Source organism: Streptomyces sp. CAU 1734, from assembly GCF_039888735.1.
Taxonomy (GTDB): Bacteria; Actinomycetota; Actinomycetes; order Streptomycetales; family Streptomycetaceae; genus Streptomyces.
The window spans coordinates 383,351-401,338 of record NZ_JBDQQP010000002.1 but is presented as its reverse complement, the minus strand read 5'-3'; the positions used below and the strand labels follow the sequence as shown (position 1 = coordinate 401,338).

General features: G+C 72.0%; 12 protein-coding genes, 3 tRNA genes and 1 riboswitch. Of the genes, 8 read left to right on the top strand and 7 right to left on the bottom strand.

The window, feature by feature from the left end; translation table 11 throughout:
- Window positions 1-187: 187 nt before the first annotated feature.
- The 4 genes from AAFN69_RS05490 to AAFN69_RS05475 all read right to left on the bottom strand — a co-directional run bounded on the left by AAFN69_RS05490 (window position 188) and on the right by AAFN69_RS05475 (window position 5,973).
- Window positions 188-2,167, bottom strand: coding sequence for an ABC transporter ATP-binding protein (locus tag AAFN69_RS05490; protein WP_347727125.1), 1,980 nt, complete (start codon window positions 2,165-2,167; stop codon window positions 188-190).
- Entirely contained in the window at window positions 2,164-3,897 is a 1,734-nt protein-coding gene (locus AAFN69_RS05485) for an ABC transporter ATP-binding protein (protein ID WP_347727124.1), read from the bottom strand. Before AAFN69_RS05485 ends, AAFN69_RS05490 begins: the two co-directional genes overlap by 4 nt.
- A gap of 283 nt (window positions 3,898-4,180) precedes the next feature.
- A complete protein-coding gene (locus AAFN69_RS05480) occupies window positions 4,181-5,629 on the bottom strand; it encodes an FGGY family carbohydrate kinase (RefSeq protein ID WP_347727123.1) in 1,449 nt (482 codons plus the stop codon).
- A gap of 44 nt (window positions 5,630-5,673) precedes the next feature.
- Window positions 5,674-5,973, bottom strand: coding sequence for a YtxH domain-containing protein (locus AAFN69_RS05475; protein ID WP_347727122.1), 300 nt, complete (start codon window positions 5,971-5,973; stop codon window positions 5,674-5,676).
- Between the two features lie 181 nt (window positions 5,974-6,154).
- On the opposite strand from AAFN69_RS05475, the gene AAFN69_RS05470 reads away from it, so the two are divergent.
- From AAFN69_RS05470 to AAFN69_RS05460, 3 genes are all read left to right on the top strand, one after another.
- Window positions 6,155-6,227 (top strand) — tRNA-Asn (locus tag AAFN69_RS05470).
- Window positions 6,228-6,232: 5 nt separating this feature from the next.
- Window positions 6,233-6,305 (top strand) — tRNA-Asn (locus tag AAFN69_RS05465).
- A gap of 179 nt (window positions 6,306-6,484) precedes the next feature.
- A tRNA-Ile gene (locus tag AAFN69_RS05460) sits at window positions 6,485-6,558 on the top strand.
- Window positions 6,559-6,947: 389 nt separating this feature from the next.
- Here the strand turns inward: AAFN69_RS05460 and alaS are convergent.
- Window positions 6,948-9,617 carry an alanine--tRNA ligase gene (alaS, locus tag AAFN69_RS05455; RefSeq protein ID WP_347727121.1) on the bottom strand — a complete coding sequence of 890 codons (2,670 nt, stop codon included), beginning with the start codon at window positions 9,615-9,617 and terminating at the stop codon, window positions 6,948-6,950.
- A 395-nt stretch (window positions 9,618-10,012) separates the two neighbouring features.
- Here alaS and AAFN69_RS05450 point away from each other — a divergent pair, with 395 nt between their 5' ends.
- The 5 genes from AAFN69_RS05450 to AAFN69_RS05430 all read left to right on the top strand — a co-directional run bounded on the left by AAFN69_RS05450 (window position 10,013) and on the right by AAFN69_RS05430 (window position 15,965).
- The gene (locus AAFN69_RS05450; protein WP_347727120.1) at window positions 10,013-10,705 is read left to right on the top strand and encodes a response regulator transcription factor; all 693 of its coding nucleotides are present in this window, start codon (window positions 10,013-10,015) and stop codon (window positions 10,703-10,705) included.
- Window positions 10,705-11,961, top strand: coding sequence for a HAMP domain-containing sensor histidine kinase (locus AAFN69_RS05445; protein ID WP_347727119.1), 1,257 nt, complete (start codon window positions 10,705-10,707; stop codon window positions 11,959-11,961). The genes AAFN69_RS05450 and AAFN69_RS05445 overlap by 1 nt, the downstream gene beginning before the upstream one ends.
- 220 nt (window positions 11,962-12,181) lie before the next feature.
- Complete coding sequence (locus tag AAFN69_RS05440; RefSeq protein WP_347727118.1) at window positions 12,182-13,792, top strand: amino acid adenylation domain-containing protein; 1,611 nt, start codon at window positions 12,182-12,184, stop codon at window positions 13,790-13,792.
- Complete coding sequence (locus AAFN69_RS05435; protein WP_347727117.1) at window positions 13,789-15,087, top strand: hypothetical protein; 1,299 nt, start codon at window positions 13,789-13,791, stop codon at window positions 15,085-15,087. The genes AAFN69_RS05440 and AAFN69_RS05435 overlap by 4 nt, the downstream gene beginning before the upstream one ends.
- Window positions 15,088-15,197: 110 nt before the next feature.
- Window positions 15,198-15,965: an enoyl-CoA hydratase-related protein gene (locus AAFN69_RS05430; protein ID WP_347727116.1), complete on the top strand. Its 768-nt coding sequence runs from the start codon at window positions 15,198-15,200 to the stop codon at window positions 15,963-15,965.
- 107 nt (window positions 15,966-16,072) lie between these two features.
- Here the strand turns inward: AAFN69_RS05430 and tsaD are convergent, their stop codons facing one another.
- Together tsaD and AAFN69_RS05420 are read right to left on the bottom strand one after the other, a co-directional pair.
- A complete protein-coding gene (tsaD, locus tag AAFN69_RS05425; RefSeq protein ID WP_347727115.1) occupies window positions 16,073-17,146 on the bottom strand; it encodes a tRNA (adenosine(37)-N6)-threonylcarbamoyltransferase complex transferase subunit TsaD in 1,074 nt (357 codons plus the stop codon).
- Between the two features lie 111 nt (window positions 17,147-17,257).
- The gene (locus tag AAFN69_RS05420; RefSeq protein ID WP_347727114.1) at window positions 17,258-17,593 is read right to left on the bottom strand and encodes a YnfA family protein; all 336 of its coding nucleotides are present in this window, start codon (window positions 17,591-17,593) and stop codon (window positions 17,258-17,260) included.
- Window positions 17,594-17,732: 139 nt separating this feature from the next.
- Window positions 17,733-17,950, top strand: a riboswitch (cobalamin riboswitch).
- The last annotated feature ends 38 nt before the right edge of the window (window positions 17,951-17,988 follow it).

The following is a 17,988-nucleotide window of genomic DNA, read 5'->3' as shown; positions in this document are numbered from 1 at the left end:
CCGGCCGAGTGTCGGCCGGGTCGCCGGGCCCGGCCGGGCCCGGGCGTCGCCCGAGCCGCCGAGCTGCGGCGCCCGGCCGGGCAGCGGCGCCCGGCCGAGCCGCAGGGCCCGCGCGGACCTCCCCGTACCGCGCGGGCCCTTCTCCGTACCACCCCCGCCGCGGCCGGGTGCGTACTCCCCGCGGGCCTCAGTCGACCTCGGCCACCGCCTCCGCGAACTGCGCCGAGTACAGACGGGCGTACGCGCCCCCCGCCGTCAGCAGCTCCTTGTGCGTGCCCTGTTCGACGATCGCGCCGTTCTCCATCACCAGAATCACATCGGCGTCCCGGATGGTGGAGAGCCGGTGCGCGATGACAAAGCTGGTGCGCCCGTGCGCCAGCCGCGCCATCGCCTGCTGGATCAGTACCTCGGTACGGGTGTCGACCGAGCTGGTCGCCTCGTCGAGCACCAGGATCACCGGATCGGAGAGGAACGCCCGGGCGATGGTGATCAGCTGCTTCTCGCCCGCGCTGACCCCGGAGCCGTCGTCCTCGATCACGGTGTCATAGCCGTCGGGCAGCGTCCGGATGAAACGGTCCGCATGCGCCGCCCGCGCCGCCTCCTCGATCTCGGCCCGGGTCACCTCACGGGACTCGGCGGCCCCGTAGGCGATGTTCTCCGCGATCGTGCCGCCGAAGAGCCAGGTGTCCTGGAGCACCATCCCGATCCCCGACCGCAGATCGTCCCGCGACATGTTCGCGACATCGACCCCGTCGAGACTGATCCGGCCGCCGGTGACCTCGTAGAACCGCATCAGCAGATTGACCAGGGTGGTCTTCCCGGCACCCGTGGGACCGACGATCGCGACCGTGTGACCGGGTTCCACGGCCAGCGACAGATCCTCGATCAGCGGCTTCTCCGGGTCGTAACGGAAGGAGACCCTCTCCAGCGAGACCCGCCCGGCGGCCTTGTTCCCGGCCCCGCCGGCGGCGCCCTTCACCAGGTCCACCGGGGCCGGCCGGCGGGGGCTCACCGCATCGGCGCTGTCCGGCTCCTGCTCCTCGGCGTCCAGCAGCTCGAAGACCCGCTCGGCGGAGGCCACGCCCGACTGCACCAGATTCGCCATCGACGCGACCTGGGTCAGCGGCATCGAGAACTGCCGCGAGTACTGGATGAACGCCTGCACATCGCCGATCGACAGGGTGCCCGAGGCCACCCGCAGTCCGCCGACGACCGCCACCACCACATAGTTGAGATTGGAGATGAAGAACATCAGCGGCTGCATCATCCCGCTGTTGAACTGGGCGCGGAAGCCGGCCTCGTACAGGGCCTCGTTCTGCTCGGCGAACCCCTCGGCCGCCTCCTTCTGCCGCCCGAAGACCTTCACCAGCGCATGGCCGGTGTACATCTCCTCGACATGGGCGTTGAGCTGCCCCGTCGTCTTCCACTGCTGGACGAAGTGCGGCTGGGAGCGCTTGCCCACCCGGGTCGCCACCACGATCGACACCGGTACGGTCACCAGCGCGACCAGCGCCAGCAGGGGCGAGACCCAGAACATCATCCCGAGCACGCCCACGATGGTCAGCAGTGAATTGATCAGCTGCCCCATCGACTGCTGAAGCGTCTGCGAGATGTTGTCGATGTCATTGGTGACCCGGCTGAGCACCTCACCGCGCTTGGACCGGTCGAAGTACGACAGCGGCAGCCGGGACAGCTTGGCCTGCACGTCCCGCCGCATCCGGAACACGGTCCGGTTGATGATCGTGATCGACAGCCGGGTCGCCACCAGCGCCAGCAGCCCGGAGACCAGGAAGAGCACCAGGGCCAGCAGCAGCACCCGTCCGACGGCGTCGAAGTCGATGCCCTCGCCGGGGGTGAAGTCGACCCCGGTCAGGACATCCGCCACCCCCTTCTCGCCCTCCGCCCGCAGCCCCTCGACCGCCTCGGCCTTGGTGCCGCCCGCGGGCAGTTCCTGGCCGACCACGCCCGCGAAGACGAGGTCGGTCGCCCGCCCCAGCACCAGCGGGCCGACCACCGAGAACGCGACGCTCAGCAGGGCTGCCGCCAGCATCGGCCAGATCAGCACCCGGTCCGGGGCGAGCTGCCGCAGCAGCCGCCCGACCGAGCCCTTGAAATCCATGGAGCGCTCGGCCGAGCCCACCATCATGCGTCCACCCGGCCCGCTCATGCGGCCTCCGCCTCCGTCAGCTGCGAGAGCACGATCTCCCGGTAGGTCTCATTGCCGGACATCAGCTCCCGATGGGTGCCCGTGCCCACGACCCGGCCCTCGTCCAGGACCACGATCCGGTCCGCCTCCCTGATGGTGGAGACCCGCTGGGCGACGATGACCACGGTCGCCTCGGCGGTCTCGCGCGCCAGCGCCGCCCGCAGCGCGGCGTCCGTGGCGTAGTCCAGCGCGGAGAAGGAGTCGTCGAAGAGATAGATCTCGGGCCGCTGCACCAGTGTGCGGGCGATTGCCAGCCGCTGCCGCTGCCCGCCGGAGACATTGGTGCCGCCCTGTGCGACGGGGGCGTCGAGACCGTCGTCCAGCGCCCGTACGAATTCGGCCGCCTGCGCCACCTCCAGCGCCTGCCACAGCTCCTCGTCGCCGGCGTCGGGCCGGCCGTACCGCAGATTGCTCGCCACGGTTCCGGAGAAGAGATACGGCTTCTGCGGGACGAGACCCACGGTCCGGGCCATCAGCGCCGGGTCGAGATCGCGCACGTCCACGCCGTCGACGAGCACCGAGCCGCCGGTGGCGTCGAAGAGCCGGGGCACCAGGCCGAGGAGGGTGGACTTTCCGCTGCCGGTCGAGCCGATGATCGCGGTGGTCTCGCCCGGCCTCGCCACCAGGGTGATGTCGCGCAGGACCGATTCCTCGGCCCCGGGATAGCTGAATTCGGCATTCCGTATCTCCAGGTGCCCATGCCTGGGCAGCTCCCGCACTCCGGCGGCGGGCGGCACCACGCTCGACTCGGTGAGCAGCACCTCCTCGATCCGCTCGGCGCAGACCTCGGCACGGGGCACCATCATGAACATGAAGGTGGCCATCATCACGGCCATCACGATCTGCATCAGATAGGCGAGGAACGCGGTGAGCGCGCCGATCTGGATCGCGCCGTCGGCGACCCGGTGCGCGCCGAACCAGATCACGGCGACGGAGGAGACGTTCACCAGCGTCAGCACGGTCGGGAACATCAGGGCCATCAGCCGCCCGGTGGCGAGCGAGACATCGGTCAGCCCGGTGTTGGCCTCGCGGAACCGGCCCTTCTCGTACTCGTCGCGGACGAAGGCGCGGATGACGCGATTGCCGGTGATCTGTTCCCGGAGCACGCGGTTCACGGTGTCGAGCCGCTCCTGCATGGTCCGGAAGAGCGGACGCATCCTGATCACGATCACCGAGACGGCGATGCCGAGGACCGGGACCACGGCCAGCAGCACGGCGGAGAGCGTCACATCCTGGCCGAGGGCCATCACGATGCCGCCGACGCACATGATCGGGGCGGAGACCATCAGCGTGAACCCCATCAGGACCAGCATCTGGACCTGGAGGACGTCATTGGTCGTCCGGGTGATGAGCGAGGGGGCCCCGAAGTGCCCGACCTCACGGGCGGAGAAGCTCTGCACCCGGTCGAAGACGGCGGAGCGGATGTCGCGCCCGAGGGCGGCGGCGGTCCGGGCGCCGTAGTGGACGGCGCCGATGTTGCAGGCCACCTGAACCACGCTGATGGCGATCATGACCGCGCCGAGTTCGAGGATGTAGCCGGCGTCCCCCTTCACCACGCCGTTGTCGATGATGTCGGCGTTGAGGGTGGGGAGATAGAGGGTTGCGCTGGTCTGGAGCAGTTGCAGGACCACCAGCAGGGCGATCGGTTTCTTGTACGGAGTCAGATGTCTCCGCAGCAGTCGTATCAGCACGCGCTGTCTCTCGGATTCGGCGGGGGTGATTCGGCGGGGGCGGGGCGTCCCGGCGGGGGCGGGACGGCACGTCGGAGGGATGACGGATTCGGGGGGCGTTCCCATCTTGCGTCACCGGGGGGTGTGATCCCCAAGGGTTTGATTCAAAGCCCGGTCAAGACGGGCGCGGTGCGGGGTCGCGGCGGCCGTGCCGGATGCGTCCGAGCGCCCGTTTACCAGGGCAATGCGGACCGCCCCCTGCCGTGAGCGGCGGGGGGCGGCGGTGAGGAAGGGGAAGGAGCGGTCAGAGGGAGTACGGCGCGAACGCCCCGGGGTGGAGCTGATCACGCGTCGCCGCGTACTGCTGGCGCACCGCCTGGCCCACGGCCAGTTCCTCGCCGGGCTCCAGCAGCTGTACGGCCGCGTCCTGCCAGACCGGCGGCGCGGCGGGCGAGAGCGTCCCCCGGGAGACCCCGAGCGCCCAGGCGGCCTGGCGCGCGGCACCGAGCGCCGCGTAATCCGCCGGCTGCGGCACGACCACCTGCGCGCCGAAGATGCCGGGGGCCGCGGACTGCACGGCCGGCAGCCCGGCGGTGGCACCCAGCAGAAAGACCCGGCGCACCTCCACACCGCGTCCGCGCAGTACGTCCATGGCGTCGGCGAGCGAGCAGAGCATCCCCTCGAAGGCCGCCCGCGCCAGATGCTCCGGCTTCATCGACTCGCGGCGCAGACCGCAGAGCGTCCCGGCGGTGTGCGGCAGCCGCGGGGTGCGCTCGCCCTCCAGATACGGCAGCAGGACCAGCCCGCAGGAGCCGGGAGTGGACTTCATCGCCAGCTCGGAGAGGGTTTCGAGATCGTCGAGACCGAGCATCTCGGCGGTGCCGCGCAGCGCCCGCACGGCGTTGCTGGTGTGCACCACCGGCAGGTGCATCCCCGTCGCGTCGGCGTACGAGGTGATCATTCCGCTGGGGTCGGCGAGTGCCTCATGGTGCACGGCCATCACGGAACCGGAGGCGCCGAGGGAGACCACCGCATCGCCGACACCGACCCCCAGCCCGAAGGCGGCGGCCATCGTCTCGCCGGTCCCGGCGGAGATCAGCAGCCCCTCGGGAGTGGTCCCGGCGGCGTCGGCGGGGCCGAGCACCTCGGGCAGCGCGCACTGGTGGCCGAGGGCGAGCTCGACCAGATCGGGCCGGTACGCCCCGCTCCCCGCCGACCAGTACCCGGTGCCGGAGGCGCCGCCCCGGTCGGTGGTCCGCCGGACCGGCCGCCCGAGCAGCTGCCACACCAGCCAGTCGTGCGGCTGGAGCACGGCGGCGACCCGCTGGGCCGACTGCGGCTCGTCCCGCGCCAGCCAGCGCAGCTTCGCCACCGGGAGGGCCGCCCGCGGTACGGATCCGACGGCCTCGGCCCATGCCTGCCTGCCGCCGAGCGCCTCGATCAGATCGGCCGCCGCGACCTGGGCGCGCTTGTCGCCGCCGAGGATCGCGGGACGGACGAGCGAGCCCTGCTGGTCGAGGGCGACCATGCCGTGCTGCTGCGCCGAGACGCCGATGGCCTGCACGCCCTCCAGCAGTCCGCCGGCCGCGGCCTCGCCGAGGGAGAGCAGCCATGCCTGCGGATCGATCTCGCCGGCCTTCGGATCGACGGGATGCGCGGCGTAACCCTGCCGCAGCACGGCTCCCGTGTCCGCGTCGCAGACGACGATCTGTGTGAAGGCGGATGAACTGTCCAGCCCCGCGACTATCCCCATGGGGGAGATTCTGCCCCACCGGGGAAGTGTCCGGAGGTCCGGCGTCAGGTGTTACTGGTTCCCCAGTCGTCCTCGCGCGCCGAACCCCGCTCCCGCAGCGACCGCACCCGCTCCGACACCGACTCGGGCAGCCGGTCGCCGACCTTGTCGCTCACCGCGTGGAACGCCTTGCCCGCCACCTGGCGGCCGTTCTGCGCCGCGGACTCCGCCGCGTTGCGGACGGCGGGGTTCTGGGAGAACTCCCGCACGGACTTCCGCAGCTGCTCGTACCGCTCGCGACCGGCCCGGGTCCCGAGCACATAGCCGACGGCGACTCCGAGAACGAACGTGAGCTTGTACCGCATGGTCCTGCCACCCTTCGCTGGTGTGCGTTCGGTGCCCGGCCGCCTACCCGGCCCACCCCGTGATCACTCGGAGCCATACCGATTGGCGAAGCACCCCCCTGCTTGCGCTAATGTATGTGTCGCAGCGAACGCACGCCCTCCGGGAAGCCCCAGGTGGGTACGTTCGGTGCAAGCCAAGCAATCCCCTGTAGCTCAATTGGCAGAGCAGCCGGCTGTTAACCGGCAGGTTACTGGTTCGAGTCCAGTCGGGGGAGCGCGGTCCCCTGTAGCTCAATTGGCAGAGCATTCGGCTGTTAACCGGAGGGTTGCTGGTTCGAGTCCAGCCGGGGGAGCACATGCGGGAAAAGGACCCCTCGGGGTCCTTTTTCGTATGTTCTGGGCAGGACCGGGAACCGCACAGGCGGCAACACGGTCCTTACTGTTGAGCGTTGCCGACCATCCGAGGCGGGAGATCGTATGAGCGGCTATGCTGCGGCAGACGGCGCGCACATTTGTGCGCGACGCGCCGTTAGGGGCGGTAGCTCAGCCGGTTAGAGCAGCGGACTCATAATCCGTCGGCCGTGGGTTCGAGTCCCACCCGCCCCACCCGTGTTCCTCTCCGAGGAACCGTTTCTACCCTGACGAAGCGGGGGAACGGGGGCCGCCGCTCCCGCGTCGCGGTCCTCGTTCACCTGGCCGGACCAAGATCCGCCCCACCCGCGGACCGAGATCCGTTCCCCCCCCGGGCCGAGATTCGCTCCGCTCCCGGGCCGGGATCCTTCCGGCCGCCGTCCTCGCGCCGGACCGAGCCCCGGACCCGAGCCTCGGCCGCCCCCGGACCGACCCCCGCACCGAGATCCGGCCGACCCCCGCACCGAGCCCCGGCCGAACCCCCGCACCGAGATCCCCGGCCATGCGCGGCTCCGAGCTCGCGCCGGCCCGGCCCGGTATGAGGACGGCGGCGTACGGGCCCGTCCTCACACCGCGCCTCCCGCTCAGCCGCGCGGGCCGTCCGCGATCAGGCCGGGCAGTTCCGCCAGGACCTCGGGCAGCCGCTCCGCCGGGATGCCGCCGCCCTGGGCCACCTCCGGTGAACCCCCGCCGCGTCCGCCGAGGAGCCGCTTCACCAGGGCCGCCGCGCTCCAGCCCGCCTCACGGGCGGTGGCATTGACCGCCGTGACCAGCACCGCGCCCCCGCCGCCGGGCACGCCCACCGCCACCACACCGGGCCGGTCCGCCGGCAGCCGGTCCCGTACCGCCAGGGCCAGCGTGCGCGCCTCGTCGGTGGCCTCGCCGGCCGGGACGCCGGCCGCCACCACGCGTACCCCCGCGACCTCCAGCGCACCGCCGGCGAGCTCCGCCGCCCGGCCGAGCGCGGCCTCGCGGCGCAGCCGCTGGTTCTCCCGGTCGGCCGCCTTCAGCCGGGCGACCAGGCCGGCGATCCGGTCGGGGAGCTCCGCGCGCGGGCCGGGGGAGAGCTCGGCGATCCGGGCCACCAGATCGCGTTCCCTGGCCAGGTGGTCGAAGCCCTCCAGACCGACCACGGCCTCCAGCCGCCGCATCCCCGCGCCGACCGAGGACTCACCGGTCAGCGACACCACGCCGACCTGGGACGCGTGCTCGACATGCGTACCGCCGCAGAGCTCGCGCGACCAGGCGCCGCCGATCTCCACCACCCGCACCTTCTCCCCGTAGGTCTCCTCGAAGAGGGCCAGCGCGCCCAGCTCCTTCGCCTCGGGAAGCGTCATCCAGGAGACACCCACCGGCAGATCGCGCCGGAGCGCCCGGTTGGCGGCCTCCTCGATGTCACCGCGGACGGCGGGGGAGAGGGCGCCGCGCCAGGGGAAGTCCAGCCGCAGATAGCCGGGGCGGTTGTACGAGCCGGACTGGAGGGCGGACGGGCCGAGGATCTCGCGCAGGGCGGCATGGAGCACATGGGTGCCGGAGTGGGCCTGCCGCGCGCCGAGCCGCCACTCGGGGTCGACGGCGGCGTTCAGCACATCCCCCGGGGCCAGCTCGCCGGCGGTGATCCGCACCTGGTGGGCGACGAGTCCGGGCAGCGGGCGCTGCACATCGAGCACATCCGCCTCCACCGAGGCGCCGGTGAGCCGTCCCGCGTCGCTGTCCTGGCCGCCGGACTCCGCGTAGAAGGGGGTGCGGTCGAGCAGTACGGTGACGATCTCGCCCTCCCCGGCGGCCGGCACCGGACCGGCCGGACCGACCACGCCCAGCACCCGTGACACGGTGGTCAGCGTCTCCCAGGCCCGCCAGTCGGTGGGCCCGTGCGCGTCCAGCACCGCGCGCAGCGCCGAGGTGTCCCGCGTACCGCCGGACTTACGGGCCCGGGCGTCCGCGCGGGCACGCTCGCGCTGGGCGTTCATCAGGGCGGTGAACCCCTCACGGTCGACCTCCACGCCCTGCTCGGCGGCCATCTCCAGGGTCAGATCGATCGGGAAGCCGTAGGTGTCGTGGAGCAGGAACGCCTGCGCCCCGGGCAGTGCCCGCCCGCCCTCCTCCCGCACCCTGTTCACGGCCGTGTCCAGCACCGTCGTGCCCTGCCGCAGAGTGGAGCGGAAGGCGTCCTCCTCCGCCTCCGCGCGGTCCGTGCTGCGGCCGTACGCCTCCGTGATGTCCGGGTAGCTCGCGGCCATGCAGTCCCGGGCGACCGGCAGCAGCTCGGGCAGGGCCGGGTCCTCGTAGCCGAGCAGCCGCATCGAGCGGACGGCGCGCCGCAGAATCCGGCGCAGCACATAGCCGCGGCCCTCATTGCCGGGGGTGGTGCCGTCGGTGAGCAGCATCAGCGCGGTGCGCACATGGTCGGCGACGACCCGCAGCCGTACATCGGCGGCGGTGTCGGCCCCGTACCGTACGCCCGCGAGCTCCGCGGCCCGGTCCAGGATCGGGCGGGTCTCGTCGATCTCGTAGAGATTGTCGACGCCCTGGAGCAGGGTGGCCATGCGCTCCAGGCCCATGCCGGTGTCGATATTGCGGCGCGGCAGCTCGCCGAGGATGGGATAGCCGGACTTGCCGGGGCCCTCGCCGCGCTCGTACTGCATGAAGACGAGGTTCCAGAATTCCATGTACCGGTCCTCGTCGACCGCCGGGCCGCCCGCGCGGCCGAGCGCCGGGCCCCGGTCGTAGTACAGCTCCGAGCAGGGGCCACAGGGGCCCGGTACCCCCATGGACCAGAAATTGTCCTCATCGCCCCGGGCCACGATCCGCTCGTCGGGCAGCCCCGCGATCCGCCGCCACAGACCGCGCGCGTCCGCGTCGGAGTGGTGCACGGTGACCCAGACGCGGTCGGGGTCCAGCCCGTAACCGCCCTCCTCGCGGTCCTTCACCGACAGCTCCCAGGCGAATTCGATCGCCTCTTCCTTGAAGTAGTCGCCGAAGGAGAAATTGCCGTTCATCTGGAAGAAGGAGCCGTGCCGGGTGGTCTTGCCGACCTCCTCGATGTCCAGGGTGCGGATGCATTTCTGGACACTTGTCGCCCGGGGCCAGGGCGGGGCCATCTCACCCGTCAGATATGGCTTGAACGGCACCATGCCCGCGTTCACGAAGAGCAGCGTCGGATCCGGGGTGGGCAGCGGCGCGCTGGGGACGACGGTGTGGCCCCGCCCGGCGAAATGGTCGAGGAATCGGGTGCGGATCTCCGAGGTGCGCATCGTGGCTCCGGAAGGTCGGTGGGGGGAGGGGGCGGCTCGCGGCCGATGCCGGGGAATGCCCTCACGGTAGCGCCGCCGGCCCGGTGCGGCGGGGTGGAGGGGTGGTGGCCCACCGGAGTCGCCGGGTGGAGTGGGAGCCGGTCCTCATGCCCGCGTCACACGGAACCGCGGCCGGTGTACGCGCACCCCGCCGTCCGGCCCTCCCGCCGGACCGTCCGCGGGGTTCGCCGGGTGTCCGGCGCCCGTGACGGGCCCGGCGAGGCCGCCGGTGTCCCTCCCGCCCCGGGTACGGAACCCACCGCCCGGGACGGGCCCGGCATTTCGGTGCGCCGGCCGCTCAACCCGGGTCCCTTCCACCCATGTTCCGGGCCCGGCGCTGATGCGACGCTGGCCGCATGCCCCCTCACCATGTCCTGGTCGTGGACGATGACCCCACCGTCGGCGAAGTGGTCGTCGGCTATCTGCGCCGTGCGGGCTTCTCGGTGGATCTCGCCACCGACGGCCCCTCCTCGCTCGCCGCGGCGGCCGCCCATCGGCCGAAACTGGTCGTCCTCGATCTGATGCTGCCCGGAATGGATGGATTCCAGGTCTGTCACGCCCTGCGCCGCGACGGCCCCGTACCCGTGATCATGCTGACCGCGCTCAGCGGCGAGGAGGATCGCATACTCGGCCTCGAAGTCGGGGCCGACGACTACGTCACCAAGCCGTTCAGCCCCCGCGAGCTGGTCCTTCGCGTGGAGTCCGTACTGCGCCGGACCGAACGGGCCGGATCCGCCGGGCCCGTTCTGCGGGCGGCGGGTCTGGAACTCGACCCCGGAGCACGGAGCGTGACCCGGGACGGGCTCCCCATATCCCTGACACTGCGTGAATTCGACCTGCTCGGCCACTTCATGCGCCACCCGGGACTGACCTGGGGGCGGGAACAGCTCGTGCGGGAGGTGTGGGGGTGGGAGTTCGGCGATCTGTCCACCGTCACGGTCCATGTCCGCCGGCTGCGCAGCAAGATCGAGGAGGATCCGGCGCGCCCCCGTCTGATCCGTACCGTCTGGGGGGCGGGCTACCGCTTCGACGGATACCCGGATCGGTGATGTCCTTCTCCGACATGGTCCTGATCGCGGCGTACGCTCTGGTCGGCGCCGCCGCCGCGGGGCTGCTGGGCGATATGGTCCTGCGGATGCTCCGGTGCCGCTCGATCGCCGTCTCCCTCGCGGTGGTCGTCGCCGTCGCGGTGGCCGCCATGCTGGCCGGAACCCTGACGGTCTGCTGGGCGATGTTCCTCTCCGCCCACGATCTGACCGTGGTCACCCTGGTGGTCGCGATGGCGTCCGTGATCTCCCTCGGCACCGCGCTGATTCTCGGCCGCCGGGTCGTCGACAGCTGCCGTGCGCTGGTCCTCGCGGCCCGGAACTTCGGCGACGGCGGGGCCTTCACCGCGCCCGAGGGTGCCGCGCCGGCGGAGATCGCCGCCCTCAGCGGCGAACTGGCGGCCACCAGCCTCCGGCTGGCCGAGTCCAGGGAGCGCGAGCGCGCGCTGGAGGCATCCCGCCGTGAACTCGTCGCCTGGATCTCCCACGACCTGCGCACCCCGCTGGCCGGGCTGCGCGCCATGTCCGAGGCGCTGGAGGACGGTGTGGCCGCCGACCCGGTCCGCTATCACCGCCGGATCCGCGAGGAGGTCGACCGGCTCAACACCATGGTCGGCGATCTCTTCGAACTCTCCCGGATCCACGCCGGAACCCTCGTCCTGGCACGGACCCGTGTGTCGGTGGACGATCTCGTCGCCGAGGCACTCGACTGTGTCGTCCCCCTCGCGCGCGAGCACGGTGTCCGGCTGACGGCCGATCAGACCCATGCCGTCCCCGTCGAGGCCGACGCCCGGGAGATGTCCCGGGTCCTGGTCAATCTGCTGGCCAACGCCATCCGGTACACGCCCGCGGGCGCCGCGGTCGCCGTCGCCGCGGAACACCGGGGCGACACCGTCGTCCTCTCCGTGACCGATGGCTGCGGAGGCATCCCCGAGGCCGATCTCCCCCGTCTCTTCGACGCCGGCTGGCGAGGCACCCCGGCGCGGACGCCCCCGGCGGGCGGCGGACTCGGCCTCGCCATCGTGCGCGGAATCGTGGAGGCGCACGACGGCCGGGTGGAGGCGGGCAACATCACGGGCGGCTGCCGATTCGAGGTCACGCTCCCGGCGGCTCCCGCCCGGCCGGCCGGACGTCTCCGCGAGGCCCCCCGCGATCATCCCCGGCCCGCGCCGGTACTCCCGGCGCCCCGGAGCCCCGTCCGCGCCGCCGGCCCGTCTCCGCCGTCCGTGGCCGTGCCTCCGGAGTTCCGTTCGCGCTGACGGCCCGTCTTCGCCGTCCGTGCGCGTGCCTTCGGAGTTCCGTTCGCGCCGGCGGCCCGTCTCCGCCGTCCGAGCGCGTGCCCCGTACCTCCCCCGCCCCCGGCGGACAGGTGTCTTACAGAAGTCTGACGAATGGTCTGTACCACTGGTGTCCGCCGTGTCGCAGCGGGTTCCCTGAGCCGCATCAGACCGATGCCGTATCTCAGGAGGTGCGCTGACCATGCGCGAAGACCTGGCAGAACGGAGTGCGCCGGAAACCCGGCTGCCCGCGGGGGCCTGGCAGAGCGAGCTGCTCGACGGACTCGCCCCCGCGGACCGGTCACTCTTCCAGCTGTACGGGACGGGGCCCCGCCGGCCGATTCCCCATGCCCTCGTCCACCGGGCGTTCGAGGCACACGCCGCGGCCCGGCCGGCGGCGCCGGCCGCCGAACATCTCGGAACCACCATCGGCTACGGGGAGCTCGACCGCCGCGCCGACCGGCTCGCCCGCCTGCTCGCGTCGCTCGGAGTGGGGCCGGGTGACCGCGTCCCCGTCTTCGTCCACCGCTCCCTGCCGATGCTCGTCGCCCTCCTGGGCGTGCTGAAGGCCGGAGCCGCCTATGTGCCCCAGGACATCAGAATCGCCCCCTCCGCACAGCTGCGCCATGTACTGCGGACCACCCGGCCCCGGGTCGTCCTGACACTCGCCGAGTACGCCGACCGGGTCCCGGTCCGCTCCGGACAGCGGCTGATCGCCCTCGACGAGCTGATGACCGAGCCGGACGAGCCCGGCCTCCCGCCCTTCCGGCCGGTCCGGGAACCGCGCGCGGACGACGCCTGCTATGTGCTCTTCACCTCCGGGACCACCGGTCCGCCCAACGGAGTCGCCGTCACCCACCGCAATGTCTGCAATCTGCTGCACAGCGCCCCCGGCAACCTCGGAATCGGACCGGGACAGCGGGTGGCGCAGCTCCTCAACATCGCCTTCGACATGGCCGCCTGGGAAATCCTCGGAGCCCTCAGCCACGGTGCCACCCTGCTGCTCAGGGGGAGCGACTTCGCCGAGACGGCGCGCACCGCGGACGTCCTGATCGCCACACCGACGATCCTCGCCGGTCTCGACCCACTGCGGTGTGAGCGCGTCCGGACCGTGGCGGTGGCCGGGGAGCCCTGTCCGCGCCCGCTCGCCGACCGGTGGTCGGATGTCTGCGCCTTCCACAACGGCTGCGGCCCGACCGAGACCACCATCGTCAACACACTCCAGCGCCACAGGCGCTCCGCGGAACGGCTCACCATCGGACGCCCCACACCCAACAACACCGTCTACATCCTCGACGAGCACCGGCGGCCGCTGCCCATCGGCGCCGTGGGCGAGATGTGGGCGGGCGGGGCCGGGGTCAGCGCCGGCTATCTGAACAATCCGGGGCTCAACACCGAGCGCTATCTCCCCGACCCCTTCCTCGGTGCCGGACATCTGATGTTCCGCACCCGCGACCTCGGCCGCTGGACACCCGACGGAGAACTGGAACATCTGGGCCGCACCGACGATCAGGTCAAGGTCCGCGGCTTCAGGGTCGAACTGGACGGTGTGTCGGCCGTACTGGAGACCGTGGCCGGCTGTGGCCGGGCGGTGACGCTGAAAGTCGACGACCGGACGCTCGTCTCCTTCGTCACCCCGCAGGACGTCGGCACCGAGGACGCGCGGCGGGCCGTCGCCGGAGCGCTGCCCTACTACTGCGTCCCCGACCTCATCCACGCATGCGAGACCCTTCCCCGGACCGGCCGCGGCAAGATCGACAAGGCGCGGCTGCTGACGCTCGCCCGGCGGCTGCTGACCGAGGCGGCGTCATGACCGCACCCGTACGCCCCCGCGACCACGCTCCCGCCTCCCCGCCGCGTGCCGGCCGGCTGCGCCGCGCGCTGGCGGGGCCGCTGCTGACGCACTATCACCGGCTGGCCGCGCTGGTCATCGCGGCCAACCTGGCCTTCCTGGCCGCCGGGACGAGCGGCGGCGACTCCCTGTCCGCGGCGGAACTCTCCGACGCCGCGCTGATCAATGTCGCCCTCGCCGTCGTCGTCCGCCAGCAGTACGTGATCAACGCGCTGTTCCGGCTGGCCACATCGGCGCCGACCTCGTGGCCGCTGGGCGTCCGCCGGATTCTGGCGAAGGTGTACCACTTCGGAGGGCTGCACGTCGGCGGCGCCACCGCCGGAACCCTCTGGTTCCTCGCCCTGATCGGGGCCATGACCCTCCGGGGCGCGCCCGCACCGGTGCTCGCGGTCGCGTACACCCTGGGTGTCCTGCTGATCGCGATCATCGCCACGGCGCTGCCGGCCTTCCGGGCCCGATTCCACGACCACTTCGAACGGATCCACCGGTACGGCGGCTGGGCCGCGCTTCTCCTGCTCTGGACGCAGACCCTGCTCGTCGCCCATGAAGAGCGGCAATCACCGCTCACCTCGTCCGCCGTCCACCTGCTGGCCCTGATCACCTTCAGCGTGGCGCTGCCCTGGTTCCGGCTGCGCAGGATCGCGGTCACCGCGGAGCGGCCCTCCACCCATGTGGCGCTCGCGCGGTTCGACTACGGGGTGACGCCCTTCGCCGGCTCCTCGACGGCGATCAGCCGCAGCCCGCTGGGACAGTGGCACTCCTTCGCCAATGTGCCCGAGCCCGGCCGCAGCGGCTACCGCCTGACCATCTCCCGGGCCGGTGACTGGACGGGCGAGTTCATCGACGATCTGCCCACCGAGGTCTGGACCAAAGGCATCACCACGGCGGGGGTCGCCAATGTGGAGACCCTGTTCACCCGGGTGGTGTACGTGGCCACCGGAAGCGGGATAGGCCCCTGCCTCCCCCATCTCCTCGCGAGGGAGGTGCCCGCCCTGCTGGTCTGGGCCACCCGCGCCCCCCGGACGACCTACGGCGACGCCCTCGTGGACGAGATCCTCGCGGTTCAGCCGGAGGCCAGGATCTGGGACACCGCCGAGCACGGAAAACCCGACATGCTCGCCCTCGCCCTCGCCGCCCACCGGGACTTCGGCGCCGAGGCGGTGATCTGCATCTCCAACAAGAAGCTCACCTGGCATGTGGTCCAGGGCCTGGAGAGCCGGGGGATTCCGGCCTACGGCGCGATCTGGGACTCCTGAGGCATGCCGAGCGAGCTCACCCTCCGCTTCGGCCTCGCCGGCCCCTCTCACCCATCCGGTCCCACCCATCCGAATCCGCTCCGTCCGACCTTCCGCAGGGGAGTCCCACCATGCATCTGACCACCGATCGGGACGGCCGCGTGGTCACCGTCCGGCTCCACCGGCCCCGGGTGCGCAACGCGCTGAGCACACCGCTGCTGAATGAACTCCTCGCGGTGCTCCAGCCGCTCGACGACGACCCGGGCATCGGCTGCTTCGTCATCACCGGCTCCGACGAGGTCTTCGCGGCCGGCGCGGACATCAAGGAAATGGCGGACAAGTCAGCGCCCGAGATGATCGCCGAGGACTACTTCGGACGCTGGGAGCGATTCACGGCGCTGCGCACGCCCAAGATCGCGGCGGTCGCCGGCTACGCCCTCGGCGGCGGCTGTGAACTGGCCATGATGTGCGACACCATCGTCGCCGCCGACACCGCCGTCTTCGGCCAGCCGGAGATCACGCTGGGCGTCATCCCCGGTATGGGCGGCACCCAGCGGCTCACCCGGCTGGTCGGCAAGGCGAAGGCGATGGATCTGATCCTCACGGGCCGCACGATGGACGCCGCCGAGGCCGAGCGCTCCGGTCTGGTCGCCCGGGTCGTCCCCGCCGAGCGGCTGGCGGCCGAGGTCTCCGCGATGGCGCGCACCGTCGCCTCCTTCAGCGTCCCCGCCGTCCGGGCCGCCCGGGACACCGTGGACCGCGCGCTGGAGACCGGCCTCACCGACGGGGTCCGCTACGAACGGCGCTTCTTCCACTCACTGTTCGCCGGCGCCGACCAGAAGGAGGGCATGCTCGCCTTCCTGGAGAAGAGGGCCCCGCGATTCCGGCGGGACGGCTGACCGTGCGGGGTGCCCGCGCCGAGGCGGGCACCCCCTCGGCCCCCCCTGCGGTGACGCCGGCGCGCCCGGGGATGACCCGGATCGGGCCCGGACCGCCCGGGAAGGGTTCAGACGCGCCCGGCGGCCATCGGCTCGCGGGCGACCGGGTGCAGCGCCGCGTACTCCAGCGGAGCGGAGGGATCGATCGACAGATCCAGCGGTGCCGGTTCGGCCCCCGCCCGCACCAGCAGATCGCCGACGGCGGCGATCATCGCGCCGTTGTCGGTGCACAGCTTCAGCGGCGGTACGCGCAGGGTGATCCCGGCGGACCGGCAGCGCATCCGGGCGAGTTCCCGCACCCGGGAGTTGGCGGCCACGCCGCCCACCACGACCAGGGTGCCGACTCCGTACTCGGCGCAGGCCGCGACGGCCTTGCGGGTCAGTACATCCGCCACCGCCTCCTGGAGCGCCGCCGCGCCGTCCGCGACCGGCACTCCGGTCTCCCGCCGGCTCTCCGCCCAGCGCGCGGCGGCCGTCTTGAGCCCGGAGAAGGAGAAGTCGTACGCGGAGTCGCGCGGTCCGGTCAGCGGGCGCGGGAACCGGACCGCCTTCGGGTCGCCGTCCCGGGCCGCCCGGTCGATGGCCGGACCACCGGGGTAGGGGAGGCCGAAGACCCGGGCCACCTTGTCGAAGCACTCGCCCGCGGCGTCGTCGATGGTGTCCCCGAGATGGGCGATCGGGTCGCGCGCCAGGTCCCGTACGAGCAGCAGCGAGGTGTGGCCGCCGGAGACGATCAGCACCATGCAGGGGTCGGGGAGCGGTCCGTGTTCCAGGGTGTCCGCCGCCACATGCCCGGCGAGGTGGTGCACGCCGTACAGCGGTACGCCGAGGGAGTACGCCAGTGTCTTCGCGCCGGCCACGCCGACCTGGAGCGCGCCGGAGAGGCCCGGACCGGTGGTCACCGCCACGGCGCCGATGTCGGACAGCCGCAGACCGGCGTCGTCCAGCGCCCGGCCGATGACCGGATTGAGTGCGTGGATGTGCGCGCGGGCGGCGATCTCCGGCACCACACCGCCGAAGCGGGCATGCTCGTCCATGCTGGTCGCCACGGCGTGACCCAGCAGTACCCCGTCCCTCACCAGTCCCGCACCGGTCTCGTCGCACGACGACTCGATGCCCAGCACGATCCGCGAAGCGGCCATGAGCGGCCTCCTCTGTCTCTTCACCCGAGCCCTGCTCTTGCGGATCGATTGTAGTTGCACAAAATGTGCAGTAAGGGGCGGCGGGCCGGGACGGAGGGCCCGGAGGGGCGGTCAGTGGCCGCGGGGCGCGTACATGATGACCGCCATGCCGGCCAGGCAGATCAGCGCGCCGGCGACATCGAAGCGGTCCGGCCGGTAGCCGTCGGCGACCACACCCCAGGCGATCGACCCGGCGACGAAGATTCCCCCGTACGCGGCCAGGACGCGCCCGAACTCGGCGTCCGGCTGGAGGGTGGCGACGACTCCGTAGAGACCGAGCGCGATGACACCGGCGCCGATCCAGATCCAGCCCCGGTGTTCCCGGATGCCCTGCCAGACGAGCCAGGCGCCTCCGATCTCCAGCAGGGCGGCGACGGCGAACAGGGCGAGGGAGCGGGCGACGAGCACGGCTGCGGGTACTTTCCGGTGGTGAGCGGGGTGACGGACGGTCCTGGGACATGGTGTCAGGGGTGCGCGGCACCCCGCTGTTGTCTCAAAACGCATACCGGTATTCGGACAATGATGTTCTTCCCGCCCTTCTGGCCTCTACCCTGGCGGGGCAGCTGGTTCGCCCTGCCCGCCAGGCAGACGCGTCGCAAGAGGGAACCCGGTGAGAATCCGGGACTGCCCCGCAGCGGTGAGTGGGAACGACCGCCGTCATACGCACTGGGTCCGCACGGGCCCGGGAAGCGACGGCCAGTAGGTGTTCCGTACGCCGGAACGTGCCCGCGAGTCCGAAGACCTGCCCGCTGTCCGCGCACGGCCCCCGTGCGCGGTGATCCCGGTGACCTCGTGGGCGGGTC

Bases quoted from the DNA above. Each gene is read 5' to 3' on its own strand.
- AAFN69_RS05440 (WP_347727118.1), top strand. From the start codon at position 12,182: ATGCGCGAAGACCTGGCAGAACGGAGTGCGCCGGAAACCCGGCTGCCC.
- AAFN69_RS05450 (WP_347727120.1), top strand. From the start codon at position 10,013: ATGCCCCCTCACCATGTCCTGGTCGTGGACGATGACCCCACCGTCGGC.
- tsaD (WP_347727115.1), bottom strand. From the start codon at position 17,146: ATGGCCGCTTCGCGGATCGTGCTGGGCATCGAGTCGTCGTGCGACGAG.
- AAFN69_RS05480 (WP_347727123.1), bottom strand. From the start codon at position 5,629: ATGGGGATAGTCGCGGGGCTGGACAGTTCATCCGCCTTCACACAGATC.
- alaS (WP_347727121.1), bottom strand. From the start codon at position 9,617: ATGCGCACCTCGGAGATCCGCACCCGATTCCTCGACCATTTCGCCGGG.
- AAFN69_RS05435 (WP_347727117.1), top strand. From the start codon at position 13,789: ATGACCGCACCCGTACGCCCCCGCGACCACGCTCCCGCCTCCCCGCCG.
- AAFN69_RS05430 (WP_347727116.1), top strand. From the start codon at position 15,198: ATGCATCTGACCACCGATCGGGACGGCCGCGTGGTCACCGTCCGGCTC.
- AAFN69_RS05445 (WP_347727119.1), top strand. From the start codon at position 10,705: ATGTCCTTCTCCGACATGGTCCTGATCGCGGCGTACGCTCTGGTCGGC.
- AAFN69_RS05490 (WP_347727125.1), bottom strand. From the start codon at position 2,167: ATGAGCGGGCCGGGTGGACGCATGATGGTGGGCTCGGCCGAGCGCTCC.
- AAFN69_RS05475 (WP_347727122.1), bottom strand. From the start codon at position 5,973: ATGCGGTACAAGCTCACGTTCGTTCTCGGAGTCGCCGTCGGCTATGTG.